Here is a 15,466-nt window from a genome sequence, read left to right as displayed (position 1 = left end):
CCTTTACTAGATTATAGCGAACAATCTGTCCGTATTTCTAGTATAGGAGCCATATTCTTTTTTTCCCTATGGTATCAGTTAATTTAGGGACAAACGAAACACAAGTAGGGCAAGTTTTTCTACCAATATAAATAATGCTTCCTTCACGCAAATTATTTATAGAATTTGGATGAATTACAGAAAAATTACTTACATTTTTCTGATAAGAAAACATAGTCCCTCTGAATAATATGATACCAAAAATTCCAAGTAGAAAAATTATACCTATATAAATGAAAAGATTTTTATTTCTATTCATAGAAAACTCCTTTGGTTAATAAATATCGCTTATCTATAATTATCAATTAAATATCAAATGATTATATAATCATTTGATATTTAATTGATTCTATTTCGCAATATATTAAAGACCAAAAGTGTTGCTACAACTAAGGCTACTAATTATACCAACGCCTTTTCACAAATCAAGTACTTCTATCGCTGGGTATAACTACTACTTAGGCTAAGCGCTCTTATGTAAACTAAATTATTATAATTAAGCTATCTCATATTTTATAATAGAATCTTTAAAAATATTAGCACTCAAATTATTTATTGTTTGAATAAATGACATCCCACTAATGTTTCTGCTTTTTAAAGGTATTTAAATCTTCTTAGGTTAGTACTATTAATCATTAAAATGAAAAAAGACTACGTGATTAACCGTAGTCATGAAAATTAATCTCTAGGCAATTTTAGCAAATTATCATTTGGTGTATCATTCGGTTCAGATCGAACATATCGCTGTCCATTTCTCATTGCAAGGATTAATTTAGGATATGGAGGAATGTTAACATCAACAGTATTTCCGCCTTTTATAAAATCATAAATTGATTCTTTTGAGTAATATGCGGGTTTTTTGACACCAGTCAAATAAATATCTTTAATTTCTGTAACATCATTTGAAAAACCTTTTGAATCATTCATCCTAATTCTTGTAGCTCTGGCCATTATACAACATTCCCTCCTGTTTTATATATCAATAATACACTACATAATTGAAATAACAAAGTTTAAAAATGTGGATATTTTAAGAGAGTGTAAAATATTTTGTGTAAATAGAAAAAAGGAAGTCCCTTCTGTAGAATAGAGTTACCACAACACATTCACAGAATTCCGCGCGACCGCAACGGCGAGTTCAAGCAACAGACTGTTCCTGCTTATAGACGGACGAATGATACCTTAGAGGAGACCGTCATTCACCTCTTCCGAAAAGGTATTACCATGTCGGAAATCGCAGACTGAAGAAGTAAATGCATTTAAAGTTAGAACTCTAAATGATAAGTATGTCGCTATTTTCATGGATGCTACTTATATTCCTTTAAAACGGCAAACCGTCTCCAAAGAAGCAATCTATATTGCCATTGGTATACGAGAAGACGGCACTAAAGAAGTACTAAGTTATGCGATTGCTCCGACTGAATCGACCTACGTTTGGAATGAGTTGTTACAGGACATTTACTCCAGAGGGGTTCATGATGTCTTACTGTTTATTACCGATGGCTTAAAAGGCATGAAAGATACGATTCACCAGATTTATCCTAAAGCTAAATACCAACATTGCTGTGTTCACGTTTCCCGTAATATTGCTCATAAAGTACGTGTCAAAGATCGAAAAGAAATCTGTGATGATTTTAAGGCTGTTTATCAAGCTAGCTCAAAGGAAGAGGCAAATACCTTTTTAGGGAGTATGATTGAGAAGTGGCAGAAAACTTATCCTAAAGTGACGCAGTCACTGATAAAAAATCAAGATTTATTGACTTTTTATGAGTTTCCGCCTGGTATCCGCCGAAGCATTTACTCAACTAATTTAATCGAATCTTTCAATAAACAAATCAAGAAATACAGCCGCAGAAAAGAGCAGTTTCAAAATGAAGAATCACTAGAGCGTTTCCTAGTATCCATCTTTGATACATACAATCAAAAATTCTTAAATAGAAGCCATAAAGGCTTCCAACAAGTGACGGATACATTAGCTTCAATGTTTACTGAGTAACCCATTATTTTGCAGAAGGACGAGTTATTTACACAAAATTATTGACGCTCCCGGTTGGTACAACAAGAATTGCAGTAGCATAGTCACCATTGATGAAACTACTTAATGATTAAATTGAGCAATTTCTCAAATAGCACAAACTGCTCTTCATAAAACGAAAAGCAGTTCATAATGTATTTAGATATTTCATTGTGCTATTGACCAGAAACACACTATTTAAGGTACCTTTCTCTTTTCGCTGAGATTCACCAACTTCAATTGCACAAAAAAGCGTGAGCACAAGGCTCACACTTTTTCTAGTTGACTATCCTAAAAATTCGAAAACATCTTTACGATCATACAATTTCAAGATTTTTTCAAATAAGATTTGACCTACGAAAGCAGCTACGATTGGTACAACAAACCAGCTGATTAATATTAGAATAATACTCAAACCGGCGTCCAATGAAGCCAACGGACCTACCAACCCTACCAAACCGAAACCAGCAGAAGCAGGAGTCCCTGAGACTGAGAATAACGCTACTGGAATTGCTGAGATGATAGCGGTGAATAGACATGGCACCAAGATAATTGGTTTCCTAAACAAGTTTGGCATCATCATTTTCATAGCACCCAATGCGATGGCCAAAGTAACCCCTGGTTTGTTGACTTTCCAAGAGTTAACTACCAAGACAACTGTTGTTGCGGCAACACCCATAGCGGCTGCACCAGCAGAAACACCGTTCAATTGAATTGCCATACCAATGGCAACTGTAGAGATCGGTGAGATAATCAAGAAAGCAAAGGAACATGCAATCAAGATTGACATCAAAATTGGTTGCAAAGTAGTAAAGGTATTAATTAAGTCACCGATAGCGGCAGTAATCTTGGTTACGTAAGGATATAAATAATAGCCGATTAGACCAGCGCCGATACCAACAACGATTGGTGTTGCAACAATTGCCACGGACCCAAATTTTTCGCCGATCAACAAGATCATGCCGACAGCGATTGATGCAGTAATCATGGTATTGATGATGTCTCCGGTACCAGCACCGATATAAGTAGCTGTGTCAGGATTGAATTTCACAACACCGGAGCCAACGAAAGCTGCACCGGCAACTACTAACATTTGCATTGGTTTGAAGCCAAACTGCACCGCAATCAAAGCGCCAATCAATAGTGGAGTAGCTAGTTGGAAAATAACTGCCATTTGTGTGATCGTTACTGCTAAGGTATTTTCACCAAATAATTTCAAAATTGCTGCCAATACCGCGTTAGGAATCAACCCTACGATGATCCCCGTTGCGGTACCCGCTAATACTTTATTTAAAAATATTTTTGGAGTTAATTTTTCTTCCATTTTCTCATCCTCTTTCTAATGATTACTATTTTGCTCCTAGAATTTCTTCTTTACTATGAACCAGTTGCGTTAAGAAATCACAGTAAGGAGTTACTACTCCATATTTTTTACCTTTACGAGAAATGGCTCCGTTGATGTAGTCAATCTCGGTCAAACGGTTATTTTTTATCAAGTCTTGGTGCATCGATGGGAAATGCATACCAATCGTAGTCGGGTCAAAACAAGTTTCTACATGTTCGATTACTTCGGGAATGTCTAAGTTGACGTTTTCTTTGGCAGCAACAGCTGCAAATTCGTTAACAATAGTCACTACCATGTCATGAGCAGGTTTGGTTGCACCAAGCCCCGCCATATTGACGTCTAAAATCGTGCATAAGCCATTCATCGTACCATTGACACAAGCTTTACGATAAATTGAATAATGAATGTTGTCGGAATATTTGGCATTTAAACCAGACGCGGACAAAGTTTCCGCCAATTTTTTCGCTGATTCTTCTTGGCCAATACCTAGATTTTGCAATTCAACAGACCCGCTGCCAAATAATTTAGCCTTGCCGGGACCTTCTAGACCAGCAGTCCACATGGTGTTGCCGATAAAGATTTTTTCCATCGGTACGAATTTTTCGATTACGTCTTCATGACCGATACCGTTTAAAAGACACAAAACTTCTGTGTGATCAGCAATTAATGGTTTAACATCCTGCAGCATTTTTTCCAACTGCATTGCCTTCGTGAATAAGATAATCAAATCAAATTGCTCACCAGTGGGCACCTCATTCTGATTAACAATTGGGACTTTAACAGTAATTTCTTCGCCATTATAATTAGCCTTCAATCCGTTTTCTTTGATGGCATTGATATGCTCCTGCCAGCCGTCGATTAGCAAAACATCGTTACCACCTTGTTTCAACATCAGTCCGAACCGGGAACCCATCGCGCCGGCCCCTGCAATTGCAATTTTCATAAATAAAAGCCTCCAAACTTAATTTATAATAAGTGAACATTTTCACATTTCTCATTATAGAGTTTTCATTCGGAAACTTCAAGTAGGAGAGTGTAAAACTTGCGACCATGCTTTTATAAATACTTAATTAGATTCTCTTTTTAAAAATGAATGCTGATCCTAATACCATTAATGAACCTAGGACAGACAATGCAATATTTTCTGTTTCTCCTGTTTTTGGTAAAACTTTCATTCTTCCGTCTGAACCTTTAACCGTTACTGTTCCGTCTTTTTGAACGTCTGCTCCAATTTCTTTAGCTTCAACTTTCTTTGTTGTTCCGTCTGCTAATTGAATAATCGGTTTACTATCTTCAACTGCGACAATCACAACGCCTGTATCTGTATTAACTGGGTTTTCGTTTGAATGCTTTTTTCCTAGCTTTTCTTTTATTGATAATTTAAAATATAAATCAAACAACTATTGTATGACAATAACGGGAGGATCCTATGAAAGAAGATAAAATACATGTTTTAAGTTTATTCATATCTAGTATAGTTTTATTCTTAATAACAATTATTTTTCACGAAATTGCTATCGGTCTGGTTATCGCATTAATTTGTTTTCCCATTAGTAATTCTATTGCAAAAAAAGGTTCTGTTGCAAAGTTTTCCAAAAAATCTATTTTAGTGTAAAATTGAGAAAAAAGACAGAGAAGACAGAGTAATGAATCATTTTAAAGGCAAACAATTCAAAAAAGACGTCATTATTGTCGCTGTTGGTTACTACCTGCGTTACAATCTAAGCTATCGTGAAGTTCAGGAATTGTTATATGATCGTGGAATAAATGTTTGTCATACTACGATTTATCGTTGGGTGCAAGAGTACAGCAAAGTCCTCTATGATCTTTGGAAGAAGAAAAATAGACAATCCTTCTATTCATGGAAAATGGACGAAACCTATATCAAAATTAAGGGACGTTGGCATTATCTTTATCGTGCAATTGATGCGGACGGCTTAACCTTAGATATCTGGTTACGAAAGAAACGGGATACGCAAGCAATTGTGACCGATAAAGCACCTTCTCTTGGCTCCGCCTTTAGAAAGTTACAGAGTGTGGGTTTATATACTAAGACAGAGCACCGAACTGTGAAGTATCTTAACAATTTAATAGAACAAGACCATCGACCTATTAAACGACGGAATAAATTTTATCAAAGTCTCCGTACAGCCTCTTCCACGATTAAGGGCATGGAGACCATTCGAGGAATATATAAAAAGAACCGAAGAAATGGAACGCTCTTCGGCTTTTCGGTGTCTACTGAAATCAAGGTATTAATGGGAATACCAGCCTAAGATATTTGGAGTTCAGAGAGGGCGCGTTTGATTTTCAAACTTTGCAACAGAACCCTTCACTTTATCGACAAACGCTATAACAAACGGATTCATTTGTAATTCATTTTCATGCGCATAATTTATTTCTGCTGTAAAAATTGGTACATTACTGGGCACCATTCCTAAAACTGACGCAGAAATCATTAAAATAGCACATACTTTTTTCATTTCGATTCAAACTCCTTCACATTTTTTAGTCTTTTAAATAAATACTAATACACCTATCACATTTATAACTCTATATTTTTTTTACACTTCAAAAAAATTATGCGGACAATCGTAGTTACTCTTATAACAAGCTATTCTTCTTATTAAAAAATTACAAGCGTTTACTATTCATTTTTTTATAGAAAATATGAATACAAAAAAACAACTATTCGTTTTATAAGAATAGTTGTTTTTGATATTAATTGTTAAACCCTTTTTTTCTCAAAAATCCACTTTTTCATGTAATACTGTACTTTTTTTGTCATCTTTCCTTAAAGCATCTAATTTGTTTAATTTATCATCAATTACCTAGTAGTTATCAATAACTTAAATCTACTCTTCTATTATTCCCGTTTATTTAAACTCATTTCGAAAATACTTATAAAAACAAGAATTACAACAAATTAATTAGCATAGTTAATTTGTTGTGTTTCCACCATTGGATAAACAATTAAGCTATCCTTCTCTAAATTTTCCTTATTCATATCCACAGCAGTAATTTGACTATTGTCATACGTACGATAGTAATAAATTCCCTTTTCCAGGTTACAACATGAAGAATAAATCGTATACTCATATTTTTCATCACCAACATCACACAATCCTTTTTGTTGTTCGACAGAACTTAAAATATGAAAAAATTGGCTAATACTTTCATATTCTGAACTTCTTGATACAGAATTTAACTTAGTAAAAGTTGCTTTTACAAATCTAGATACTGATGATAAATCTCCTGGCAACCCAATACCACCCATTCCTCTACTATAAATATCTAACTCTATTTGATCTGAAAAATTATTTTTTGGAGTTCTAGTTGAAAGTACACGATAATTGTTTAAATTAAATAATTGGTAATCAAATGTTGGGTTATTTGTTAATACGCCTACAGGATTATCAAATACACGTAAGCCTTCTTTCGTGCTTTCAACCACAATAGATTGCTCTTTATCAGCCAACAGCCAATGGAGAGGGGATAACGGAAGTTCATCACTAAAATTAATATTTACTAAATTAAGATTCTTCAATAATTTTTTTGCTTCATCTACAGTAGAGCATTGGCCCAATACCCAAGGAATAAACTCAAATGGAGAAACATTTTCTTTTCCTTCTTCAATTTTTTTATAATCTGCATAGCCTGAAAAGTTTAATCCAGCCATTCCTAATCCTTTTTCATTTATTGCATCATAATAAAGCGGATAATCAGCAATCCCAGCAGCAATTCCAATTATTGCAAAATGATGATCTAAATTTCCAACTTCTCGAAATGAAAACTTATAATTTCTCGGCGTAATAGTAACCACCTCATTATAAGAAATTTCATAATCAAAATTCCTTCCAAAGTAATGATCTTTTGATACATAAGTAATTGCTGTACACATAATCAATTCCTCCTATATACTAATTCAGTCACTAAAATAGTACACCCAATACTCTTTTTTATCAAATGGTTCTGTTGCAAAGTTTTAAATCTACTATCAAATAAGGTAGAATAATAGAAAAAGATAGCAGGAGGAATGACGGTGAATCATTTTAAAGGAAAGCAAAATTTCAGCAGGATGTGATTATTGTAGCCGTGGGCTACTATCTTCGTTATAACCTTAGCTATCGTGAAGTTCAAGAAATCTTATATGATCGTGGCATTAACGTTTCTCATACGACGATTTATCGTTGGGTGCAAGAATATGGCAAACTACTCTATCAAATTTGGAAAAAGAAAAATAAACAATCCTTTTATTCATGGAAAATGGATGAAACGTACATCAAAATTAAAGGAAAATGGCATTATTTGTATCGAGCCATCGATGCAGATGGTTTAACCTTGGATATTTGGTTACGTAAAAAACGGGACACACAAGCAGCCTATGCTTTTCTTAAGCGGTTAGTGAAGCAGTTTGATGAACCGAAGGTTGTAGTCACAGATAAAGCCCCCTCTATTACAAGTGCCTTTAAGAAACTAAAAGAATACGGCTTTTATCAAGGGACAGAACATCGTACCATTAAATACCTGAATAATTTGATTGAACAAGACCATCGTCCAGTAAAGAGACGCAATAAATTCTATCGAAGTTTACGCACTGCCTCTACCACGATTAAAGGCATGGAAGCCATTCGAGGATTATATAAGAAAACCCGAAAAGAAGGTACTCTCTTCGGGTTTTCGGTCTGTACTGAAATCAAGGTATTATTGGGAATCCCAGCTTAAATCATAGATACCGTAAGGGATTTTATTCTTTATTTAAAACTTTGCAACAGAACCAAAAATCGTAGCATAGGAAATCTTCCCCGCAGGTAATTTACTGTCGTATTTAAACAGCGCTGCCGCACTTAATTGTGCGCCTGTTACTTCTTTTTGAACGTTATTAATTAAAGAAATCATCGCTGTTGGTTGTAATTGTGCTTCGGGAATTCCTTTAATTTCTTGTTTTGGTAAAAAATCAGCTGTTGCTGTGCCGATCTCCTCCTGAATAAACGCTCGCGTTTTTTCATGGTATTCTTTTGTCGCTGCCTTAACTGCTTCATCTGCTGGAACATTCGTTGTTGGTACAATCGTTGCTGTACCTTCTTGCACTTCCCACTTATCGGCATTTTTAGCAACTGAAAGATCAATTTTGACAACTTCTGTCCCCGTATCTTTCGGTCCCCCTACCGGTACAGTTTTTCCATTCGGCGCTGCTCCTTGTTTGGTAAAAGAAAGGTGGTCATGACCTAGAATATACGCATCAATCCCCGCGACATTTTCAATTACTTGGTCGGCACTGGCAGCCGGATCACTATTTTGTTGTCCCGCATGAATCGAAGCAACAATAATGTCAGCCTGATCGTTAGTTTTCAACTCAGCAACTGCTTTTTCTGCTTCTTCTTTCAAAGGTAAAAAATTAAGCGAAGTAACACGAGGGCCATCCCACAAAGGAATGTGCGGGATTGTTAAGCCGATAATCCCAACTTTTAAATCTGGCTGCCCATCTTGATTAAAATCAAGTTCCTTCGTGGTAGTCCCTTCAACAAAACGACGACCATCTTCCTTATTGTAGGTATTCGCAGACAAGATTGGAAAAGTGGCTTCTTGTTGAATTTTTTTGATTAACGGTAAACCAAAATTAAACTCATGATTTCCCAAAACCATTGCATCATACTTCATCACATTCATGGCGGTAATCATTGGATGGGTCTTTTCATTCACTAAAGGCGCTTTATTATACAAGTCATCTGTTAAAATAGTGCCTTGAATATTGTCGCCATTATCAATTAAAACGGTGCCTGCTGGGTTTTGTGCCCTGACTTGGTTGACAACTGTACTTACTTGGGACAAACCAACTGGTAATTCTTTATCATCTTCATAAGACCAATTTCATAATTGACCATGAACATCTGACGTACCTAAAATTGTTATTTTTTGTGGCGTGCTCGTTTCTTCTTTTTCAGCGGTTGACGTTTCTAAATTCGTCGTTTCTGCTGGTGCCGTGGTTTCTTGTGACTGCTTGACACTGTCACTCGTAGCCTGATTTGGTGCTTCTTGTTTGATGTCTGTTGTTTCCTGTGTGATGACTGGTTCTTGTTTTCTACTTGAATCGGTGGTACTTGTTACTGCTTCTGAACTTTGTTGACTCGTTGTTTCTACTGCATATGCCGTACTAGTAACGCTTGGCGCTATCAACGCAACAGCCATTAAAAAATGCATGCCCCACTTCACTTTTTTAAAGCTCAACTTTTTCACAAATTTCCTCCTTGTGTTTCAACCCATTTGCAACAAACAATTGTCAAAGTAACAAACAACAAAAAGAGCCTTCCCCCATAACGCTGCTCTTCTTTTCCTATCATAATATATCCGTTAAATAAAAAACAGTAAATTCCGTTAAAATAAGATGTTTTTCCTGTAAATTGTTTTTATTTTTGGACAATACAGCGGATTTGTTTGTGAAAAAAATAGTAATTTTGACCAAAACACGAACTTTATAAAAAAGAAAGTCTTTTTATATTGGAAAAGCAGAACAAAAACTATTTTTTTGAAAAAAATAACTAAAAATACCGAATAAACAGCATTGGTCTAGTCCTTGAATGCTTCTAAACAAATATTAGCAGCAATTGGTCTAGTCTTTAAGGAGGAAAAAGAACGCTCTTTTGCTTAAGCAAAAGAGCGTTCTTTTTTATTTGAGGTTAATCCTTCATGTAAGGTAACTTTTTAGCATAGCCTTCTTTATTCACTTGACGTGCCCGGGCAATCGCCAAATCTTCTGAAGGGACATCTTCTGTGATGGTTGAACCAGCAGCAGTCACCGCATGATCACCAATCGTGACTGGCGCAACAATGTTCGTTGCAGAGCCAATAAACGCGTGATCACCCACGACTGTTTGGTGTTTATTTTTGCCATCATAATTAACAAAAACAACGCCGCAACCGACATTAATATCTTTGCCTAATGTTGCATCACCAACGTATGTTAAATGGCCCACTTTTGTTCCTTCATCGATTGTTGCATTTTTTACTTCCACGAAGTTACCAATGTGTACGTTTGCCCCCACATCTGCTTTAGGACGTAAATGTGCATACGGACCCACATCGGCCCCCTCGCGAACCACACTTTCTTCAATCACAGACTGTTTAACAACCACTTGATTGCCGATGTGACTATCAACGATTTCTGAATGTGCGCCAATCCAGCAATCTTCGCCAATCACTGTTTTTCCTTTGATAGTGACTCCCGCTTCAATGACTGTGTCTGAACCAATTACCACGCCTTCATCAATATACGTTGTGTCTGGATCAATAAATGTAACACCATTTCGCATATGCATTTCATTTAAACGACGATGCATAATTTTATTAGCAGTGGATAAAGCAACACGATCATTTACACCCATTGCTTCGTCAAAGTCTGCCATTTGGTAAGCAGCGACAGCTTTGCCTTCTTTTTTCAAAATTTCAATGATATCTGTTAAATAGTATTCCCCTTGTGTATTGTTTGTATCTGTTTTCGCTAACGCTTCAAACAATGATTCATTATCAAAACAGAAGGTTCCTGTATTAATTTCTTGAACACGTGCTTCTTCTTCACTGGCATCTTTTTGTTCCACGATTCGTTCAACAATGCCCACATGATCACGAATAATTCGACCATAGCCTGTTGGGTCTTCCGCATGCGCTGTTAAAATAGTCGCACTTGCATTCTTACCTTGATGGTAATCGAATAAATTTTTCAAGGTTTCCGCAGTTAATAACGGCGTATCCCCTGTAATAACTAATGTCGTTCCTTGTTTACCACCTAATAACTCTTGTGCTTGCATGACTGCATGCCCAGTTCCCAATTGTTCAGCTTGTAAGGCATATTGACTACGTTCGCCTAAATGGCTTTTAATCATTTCCGCCCCGTGTCCAACGATCGTCACGATTTCTGTTGGTTCTGTTTGTTCTACCTGATCTAAAATATGTTCGACCATTGGTTTACCAGCAACTGGATGCAATACTTTATAAAGTTTAGATTTCATGCGTGTTCCTTTACCAGCTGCTAAAATAATTGCGTATCTATTTTCCACGTTTGCCACCTCAAATTAACTAAATTGTTTGATTTTCTTCTAAATCGTCCTCATTATACCTTTTCTAGTTTATCTTACTCTTTTGTCTTTTTCAACAAAATAAGGCATTTAAAAGGTAGACCAATTTATTTTCTCATCTTTTTTTAAAGGAATAAAACAGAAAAAAAGAACCTGAAAATGGAATGGACCATTTTCAGGTTCTTTTTCAAATTATTTCTCTGTGAAATAGTTTCCTGGGACTACGCTAATCGTTTTTGTTTGTGTATCCACATCTTCCACGTACAATAGCGAAGTATAGTCATCGATTGCACGACGGCCATTGAATTTTGACTCAGCAAAAACGGTAATGCCCACAAGTTCTGCTTCAAATTCTTCAATCATACTCTTCATACCATTGACGGTGCCGCCGCCTTTCATGAAGTCATCCACGACTAAAACTTTTGATCCGCGTTTTAAGCTGCGTTTTGAAAGTTCCATTTTTTCGATACGTTCTGAAGACCCTGATACATAGTTCACGCTCACCGTTGAACCTTCAGTAATCTTAGAATCGCGACGAACAATCACAAACGGAACATTTAAGTAATAAGACACAGCTTGCGCAATTGGCACTCCTTTAGTCGCAACGGTCATTACCGCATCAATTTGTTTGCCTAAATATTTAGAAGCAATAATCCGGCCCACTTGTCTTAATAAATTCGGTTCCCCAAGTAAATCTGAAAGATAAACATAACCCCCAGGTAATAAGCGATCTTGTTCTGACAAACGATCACACAAATCCATAATCAACTGCTCCGCTTCCTCATAAGGAATTTCAGGGATAAAGCGGACACCGCCTGCAGCGCCTGGAATCGTTTCTAAAATACCTGTTCCACGTTCTTTAAATGTTTTTTTAACAATTGCTAAATCTTCACTAATGGAAGACTTGGCAGATTGGTATCGGTCAGCAAAATATGTCAAAGAAACCAATGTATGGGGATGATCTAAAAGATATTGGGTCATATCGATTAATCGTTCACTTCTCCGAATTTTCAAATTCGTCACTCCTTTTCATTCTATCGTTCCTTATTATAAGGGGTTTAACCGAAAAATTCGAGGATTTTTTTCAAATAACTGAAAATAGTTCGCCATTTCTTTTAAAAAAAAGAAATAAAGGAGAAAAACTTTCGTTTTTCTCCTTAGTTTCTTTGCATTTTTTGTTTTCGTTGGACCATGACAACCACTCGGCGATAAATATTGACTAATAAGAATAAACCAATAAAAATTAGGGTAATACTTGCACTCGGTGGTGTTTCCAAATAATACGAGCTAGTCAACCCTGTTAGCATGCCAATCAAGCCCATAAACACACTGATAATAATCACCGTGTTAAAGCCTTTACCAATTCGCATACCTATTGCAGCTGGTAAGACCATAATTGCTGAAATTAACAAGGCTCCCGCGATCGGAATCATCACAGCAATCGCCACACCAGTAATTACATTAAAAAGCATCGACATCCAATGAATAGGTAGCCCATCAACATGAGCAGTATCTTCATCAAATGTTAAAACATACATTGGACGTTTAAATAACATAAACAATAGAACTAAAACTACGAATAAAATTGCCAACATAACCACTTGATCCCACGTAATCGTGACGATGGAACCAAATAAATACGATTGAATACTAGCAGCTGAATTGCCTCCTGTTAAATTCATCAAAACTAACGCCAAAGCCAAACCGCCTGACATTAAAATAGCAATCGAAATTTCTGAATAGGTGCTATAAATCATTCGTAAATATTCTAGAATGATTGCAGCCACAATCACGACAATTAAGGTCATTAAATTAGGATTCCAATTAAAAAAGAAGCCTAGAGCCACACCGGCTAATGACACATGTGAAAGGGTATCTGCCATTAAAGATTGTCGGCGAATAACTAGAAAGACGCCGAGCATTGGGGCAATCACTGAGATAAACAGTGCTGCTAAAAAGGCCTTTTGCATAAATGCATAAGAAAGCATTTCTGCCATACGATTCACTCCTTACCGCTAAAATGAACACTACCATTGTAGCGACGTTTAAGCGAATTAAATTTTTTAATTCCTGCTTATTTTTTAAATTTTTCCCACATTTCTTTAAGCCGTTCCTAGGCTTTCGTTATTATCGAGCCAGATAACGTTTTATTGGAAAATTTACGTATACGATTCTTCACTCATATGGAAGCAACGCCATTTCGAATCTTCTTTGCGGACAAGACGAATTTGACGATCCACATAGGTTTTGATATCTTCATGATCATGCGTAATCATCAAAATAGCTTTTCCATGTTCATGCGCACTGTGTTGCAACAATTGATAAAATTCGTTTCGCGATTGTTCATCCATACCTGTTGTTGGCTCATCTAAAATAAACAAATCTGGATCAGTCGCAAACACTCGTGCTAAACTAATTCGTTGCTTTTGCCCGCCAGAAAGCTCGCCAATTCGTTTGTGGCGCATTTCCCACATGTCCACTGATTTCAAAGCTTTTTCCACATGAAGATGATCTTTTTTCGTCAACGGTTTGAACCAACGATTTCTGGGAAAACGACCTGAACGTACTAATTCAATGACGGTGCTAGGAAAGCCCACATTGAAAGAAGCGACTTGTTGTGGAATGTAGCCAATGCTGATTTTTTCACCAGCACTATTTTTTTTAGCGACCGTAATTTTGCCACTTGTTGGTTTTAATAACCCTAAGGTACTTTTGATCAGCGTTGACTTGGCAGCGCCATTTTCTCCTGTTAAAATAACGAATTCCCCTGGATCAACATAATAAGAAACATCTTCTAAAACAGGTTCATCATCATAATAGAAGGTTAAATTTTCGACTTCAATATAATGCATAAGTTGGCTCCTTTCTGTTGCCAGATTAATGAATGCTTTTTTGTAAAGCAGCGAGGTTTTCTTTCATGACAGACACGTAGTTCTCGCCTGCTTCTTGTTCTTTTTGAGTTAAACTCTCTAAAGGATTCAATACGGCTAATTCGACGCCTGTCTCATCTGCCAATGTTTTGGCTACTTTTGTAGAAGCCGATGCTTCAAAATAGATCACAGAAACATTGTTTGTTTTAATATATTTTTTTAATTCGGCTAAACGACTTGGCGAAGGTTCTTGGTCTGGAGAAATCCCAGCAATCGGTTCTTGGGTCAAGTCATATTGTTTTGCCAAATAGCCAAATGCAGCATGTTGCGTCACAAAGGTCCGATTTTTAGCGTCTGCAAATGCAGCTTGGTATTCCTTATCTAGCGCAGTCAATTTTTCCAAATAAGCAGCGGTATTTTTTTCAAATACGGCTTTTTTCTCAGGATATTTTTTGATAAGCGCATCCCGAATCGCTGTTACTTCTTTTTGCGCTAACACGGGATCTAACCAGACATGCGGATCCAGTTCGTGGGAATGGTTATGGCCTTCATGACCTTCTTCGCCAGATTCTTCCTCTTCTGTTCCTTGCATCAATTGAATGGATTGACTGGCTTCCACGATTGAAACTTTTTTCGTGTCCAAGTTTTCAATAACATTCGGAACCCAAGTTTCTAGCTCTTTACTATTATAAACAAAGACATCCGCATCAGTAATTTTCGCTAAGTCTTTTGCGCTTGGTTCATAATCGTGTGGTTCCGTTCCAGCTGGAATCAACAGCTCAACCTCTCCCTCATCACCAACGACTTGTTTTGCGAAGTCGTACATCGGATAAAAAGTAGTCATTACCGTGAGCTCTTTCTTCTCTTTTGGCGATTGTGTGGTTTGCCCACAGCTAGCTAAAAGAAAAGCACTGATTGCTAAAGTAACGCCGATTATCAAACGGCGGTAGATTTTCGTCATGTTCTGTCCTCTTTTCGATTTACCTGTTATAAACCGTAATATTTACGATTTGCCAGGAATAATGTACCAAATGGATCACGGGACGTCAAGGAATAAATTTAAAAAAACAACAGAGCGTGGGACAAAAATCACTTTGGGTTTTTGCTCCACGCTCTGTTGTTTTTA

Annotated in this window: 14 protein-coding genes and 2 pseudogenes; 4 read left to right on the top strand and 12 right to left on the bottom strand. The window is 36.5% G+C overall.

What is annotated here, in order from left to right; genetic code table 11:
* Nucleotides 1-717: 717 nt before the first annotated feature.
* Nucleotides 718-990: a DUF3892 domain-containing protein gene (locus IGK72_RS00315; RefSeq protein ID WP_002358664.1), complete on the bottom strand. Its 273-nt coding sequence runs from the start codon at nt 988-990 to the stop codon at nt 718-720.
* A gap of 159 nt (nt 991-1,149) precedes the next feature.
* On the opposite strand from IGK72_RS00315, the pseudogene IGK72_RS00310 reads away from it, so the two are divergent.
* A pseudogene (locus IGK72_RS00310) lies at nt 1,150-2,035 on the top strand (IS256 family transposase); the annotation flags it as partial.
* Nucleotides 2,036-2,339: 304 nt separating this feature from the next.
* Here the strand turns inward: IGK72_RS00310 and IGK72_RS00305 are convergent.
* The 3 genes from IGK72_RS00305 to IGK72_RS00295 all read right to left on the bottom strand — a co-directional run bounded on the left by IGK72_RS00305 (nt 2,340) and on the right by IGK72_RS00295 (nt 4,798).
* Entirely contained in the window at nt 2,340-3,377 is a 1,038-nt protein-coding gene (locus tag IGK72_RS00305; RefSeq protein ID WP_002362381.1) for a PTS sugar transporter subunit IIC, read from the bottom strand.
* 25 nt (nt 3,378-3,402) lie between these two features.
* A complete protein-coding gene (locus tag IGK72_RS00300; protein ID WP_002335374.1) occupies nt 3,403-4,341 on the bottom strand; it encodes a 2-dehydropantoate 2-reductase in 939 nt (312 codons plus the stop codon).
* A 127-nt stretch (nt 4,342-4,468) separates the two neighbouring features.
* Nucleotides 4,469-4,798 carry an LPXTG cell wall anchor domain-containing protein gene (locus IGK72_RS00295; protein ID WP_002358661.1) on the bottom strand — a complete coding sequence of 110 codons (330 nt, stop codon included), beginning with the start codon at nt 4,796-4,798 and terminating at the stop codon, nt 4,469-4,471.
* 29 nt (nt 4,799-4,827) lie between these two features.
* On the opposite strand from IGK72_RS00295, the gene IGK72_RS00290 reads away from it, so the two are divergent.
* On the top strand, nt 4,828-5,013 hold the full coding sequence (locus IGK72_RS00290) for a hypothetical protein (protein WP_002358660.1): 186 nt from the start codon (nt 4,828-4,830) through the stop codon (nt 5,011-5,013).
* A 31-nt stretch (nt 5,014-5,044) separates the two neighbouring features.
* The gene (locus IGK72_RS00285; RefSeq protein WP_002358659.1) at nt 5,045-5,674 is read left to right on the top strand and encodes an IS6 family transposase; all 630 of its coding nucleotides are present in this window, start codon (nt 5,045-5,047) and stop codon (nt 5,672-5,674) included.
* Nucleotides 5,675-5,686: 12 nt separating this feature from the next.
* On the opposite strand, the gene IGK72_RS00280 is transcribed toward IGK72_RS00285, so the two are convergent.
* Nucleotides 5,687-5,881, bottom strand: a complete 195-nt coding sequence (locus IGK72_RS00280; protein WP_002358658.1) for a hypothetical protein — start codon at nt 5,879-5,881, stop codon at nt 5,687-5,689.
* Nucleotides 5,882-6,324: 443 nt separating this feature from the next.
* Nucleotides 6,325-7,299 carry a choloylglycine hydrolase gene (bsh, locus tag IGK72_RS00275; RefSeq protein WP_002355428.1) on the bottom strand — a complete coding sequence of 325 codons (975 nt, stop codon included), beginning with the start codon at nt 7,297-7,299 and terminating at the stop codon, nt 6,325-6,327.
* A gap of 141 nt (nt 7,300-7,440) precedes the next feature.
* Between bsh and IGK72_RS00270 the strand changes: the two genes are divergently transcribed.
* Nucleotides 7,441-8,123, top strand: a protein-coding gene (locus IGK72_RS00270) for an IS6-like element IS1216 family transposase (RefSeq protein ID WP_010713561.1) whose coding sequence is annotated in 2 segments (ribosomal slippage) — nt 7,441-7,464 and nt 7,467-8,123 — 681 coding nt in all. Because the reading frame shifts where the segments join, the coding sequence is not laid out codon by codon here.
* A 54-nt stretch (nt 8,124-8,177) separates the two neighbouring features.
* Here the strand turns inward: IGK72_RS00270 and IGK72_RS00265 are convergent.
* From IGK72_RS00265 to IGK72_RS00240, 6 genes and pseudogenes are all read right to left on the bottom strand, one after another.
* Nucleotides 8,178-9,635 (bottom strand): annotated as a pseudogene (locus IGK72_RS00265) (bifunctional metallophosphatase/5'-nucleotidase); the annotation flags it as partial.
* A 440-nt stretch (nt 9,636-10,075) separates the two neighbouring features.
* Nucleotides 10,076-11,461 (bottom strand): bifunctional UDP-N-acetylglucosamine diphosphorylase/glucosamine-1-phosphate N-acetyltransferase GlmU, encoded by a 1,386-nt coding sequence (gene glmU / locus IGK72_RS00260; protein WP_016627290.1) that lies wholly within the window; start codon nt 11,459-11,461, stop codon nt 10,076-10,078.
* A gap of 201 nt (nt 11,462-11,662) precedes the next feature.
* Nucleotides 11,663-12,484 carry a pur operon repressor gene (gene purR / locus IGK72_RS00255; RefSeq protein WP_002381336.1) on the bottom strand — a complete coding sequence of 274 codons (822 nt, stop codon included), beginning with the start codon at nt 12,482-12,484 and terminating at the stop codon, nt 11,663-11,665.
* A gap of 143 nt (nt 12,485-12,627) precedes the next feature.
* Nucleotides 12,628-13,467, bottom strand: a complete 840-nt coding sequence (locus IGK72_RS00250) for a metal ABC transporter permease (protein WP_002383493.1) — start codon at nt 13,465-13,467, stop codon at nt 12,628-12,630.
* 162 nt (nt 13,468-13,629) lie between these two features.
* Nucleotides 13,630-14,322, bottom strand: coding sequence for a metal ABC transporter ATP-binding protein (locus tag IGK72_RS00245; protein ID WP_010710960.1), 693 nt, complete (start codon nt 14,320-14,322; stop codon nt 13,630-13,632).
* A gap of 25 nt (nt 14,323-14,347) precedes the next feature.
* Nucleotides 14,348-15,301 (bottom strand): metal ABC transporter substrate-binding protein, encoded by a 954-nt coding sequence (locus IGK72_RS00240; protein WP_023895205.1) that lies wholly within the window; start codon nt 15,299-15,301, stop codon nt 14,348-14,350.
* Nucleotides 15,302-15,466 lie beyond the last annotated feature (165 nt).

This window comes from Enterococcus sp. DIV0183, assembly GCF_050541505.1.
Classification (GTDB): domain Bacteria; phylum Bacillota; class Bacilli; order Lactobacillales; family Enterococcaceae; genus Enterococcus; species Enterococcus faecalis.
The sequence above is the reverse complement of the archived record's forward strand: the minus strand, read 5'-3'. Positions and strand labels throughout refer to the sequence as shown.

Excerpts from the sequence above, each read along its gene's own strand:
- IGK72_RS00315 (WP_002358664.1), bottom strand. The coding sequence starts at position 990 with ATGGCCAGAGCTACAAGAATTAGGATGAATGATTCAAAAGGTTTTTCA.
- IGK72_RS00305 (WP_002362381.1), bottom strand. The coding sequence starts at position 3,377 with ATGGAAGAAAAATTAACTCCAAAAATATTTTTAAATAAAGTATTAGCG.
- IGK72_RS00300 (WP_002335374.1), bottom strand. The coding sequence starts at position 4,341 with ATGAAAATTGCAATTGCAGGGGCCGGCGCGATGGGTTCCCGGTTCGGA.
- IGK72_RS00290 (WP_002358660.1), top strand. The coding sequence starts at position 4,828 with ATGAAAGAAGATAAAATACATGTTTTAAGTTTATTCATATCTAGTATA.
- IGK72_RS00285 (WP_002358659.1), top strand. The coding sequence starts at position 5,045 with ATGAATCATTTTAAAGGCAAACAATTCAAAAAAGACGTCATTATTGTC.
- IGK72_RS00280 (WP_002358658.1), bottom strand. The coding sequence starts at position 5,881 with ATGAAAAAAGTATGTGCTATTTTAATGATTTCTGCGTCAGTTTTAGGA.
- bsh (WP_002355428.1), bottom strand. The coding sequence starts at position 7,299 with ATGTGTACAGCAATTACTTATGTATCAAAAGATCATTACTTTGGAAGG.
- IGK72_RS00250 (WP_002383493.1), bottom strand. The coding sequence starts at position 13,467 with ATGGCAGAAATGCTTTCTTATGCATTTATGCAAAAGGCCTTTTTAGCA.
- IGK72_RS00245 (WP_010710960.1), bottom strand. The coding sequence starts at position 14,322 with ATGCATTATATTGAAGTCGAAAATTTAACCTTCTATTATGATGATGAA.
- IGK72_RS00240 (WP_023895205.1), bottom strand. The coding sequence starts at position 15,301 with ATGACGAAAATCTACCGCCGTTTGATAATCGGCGTTACTTTAGCAATC.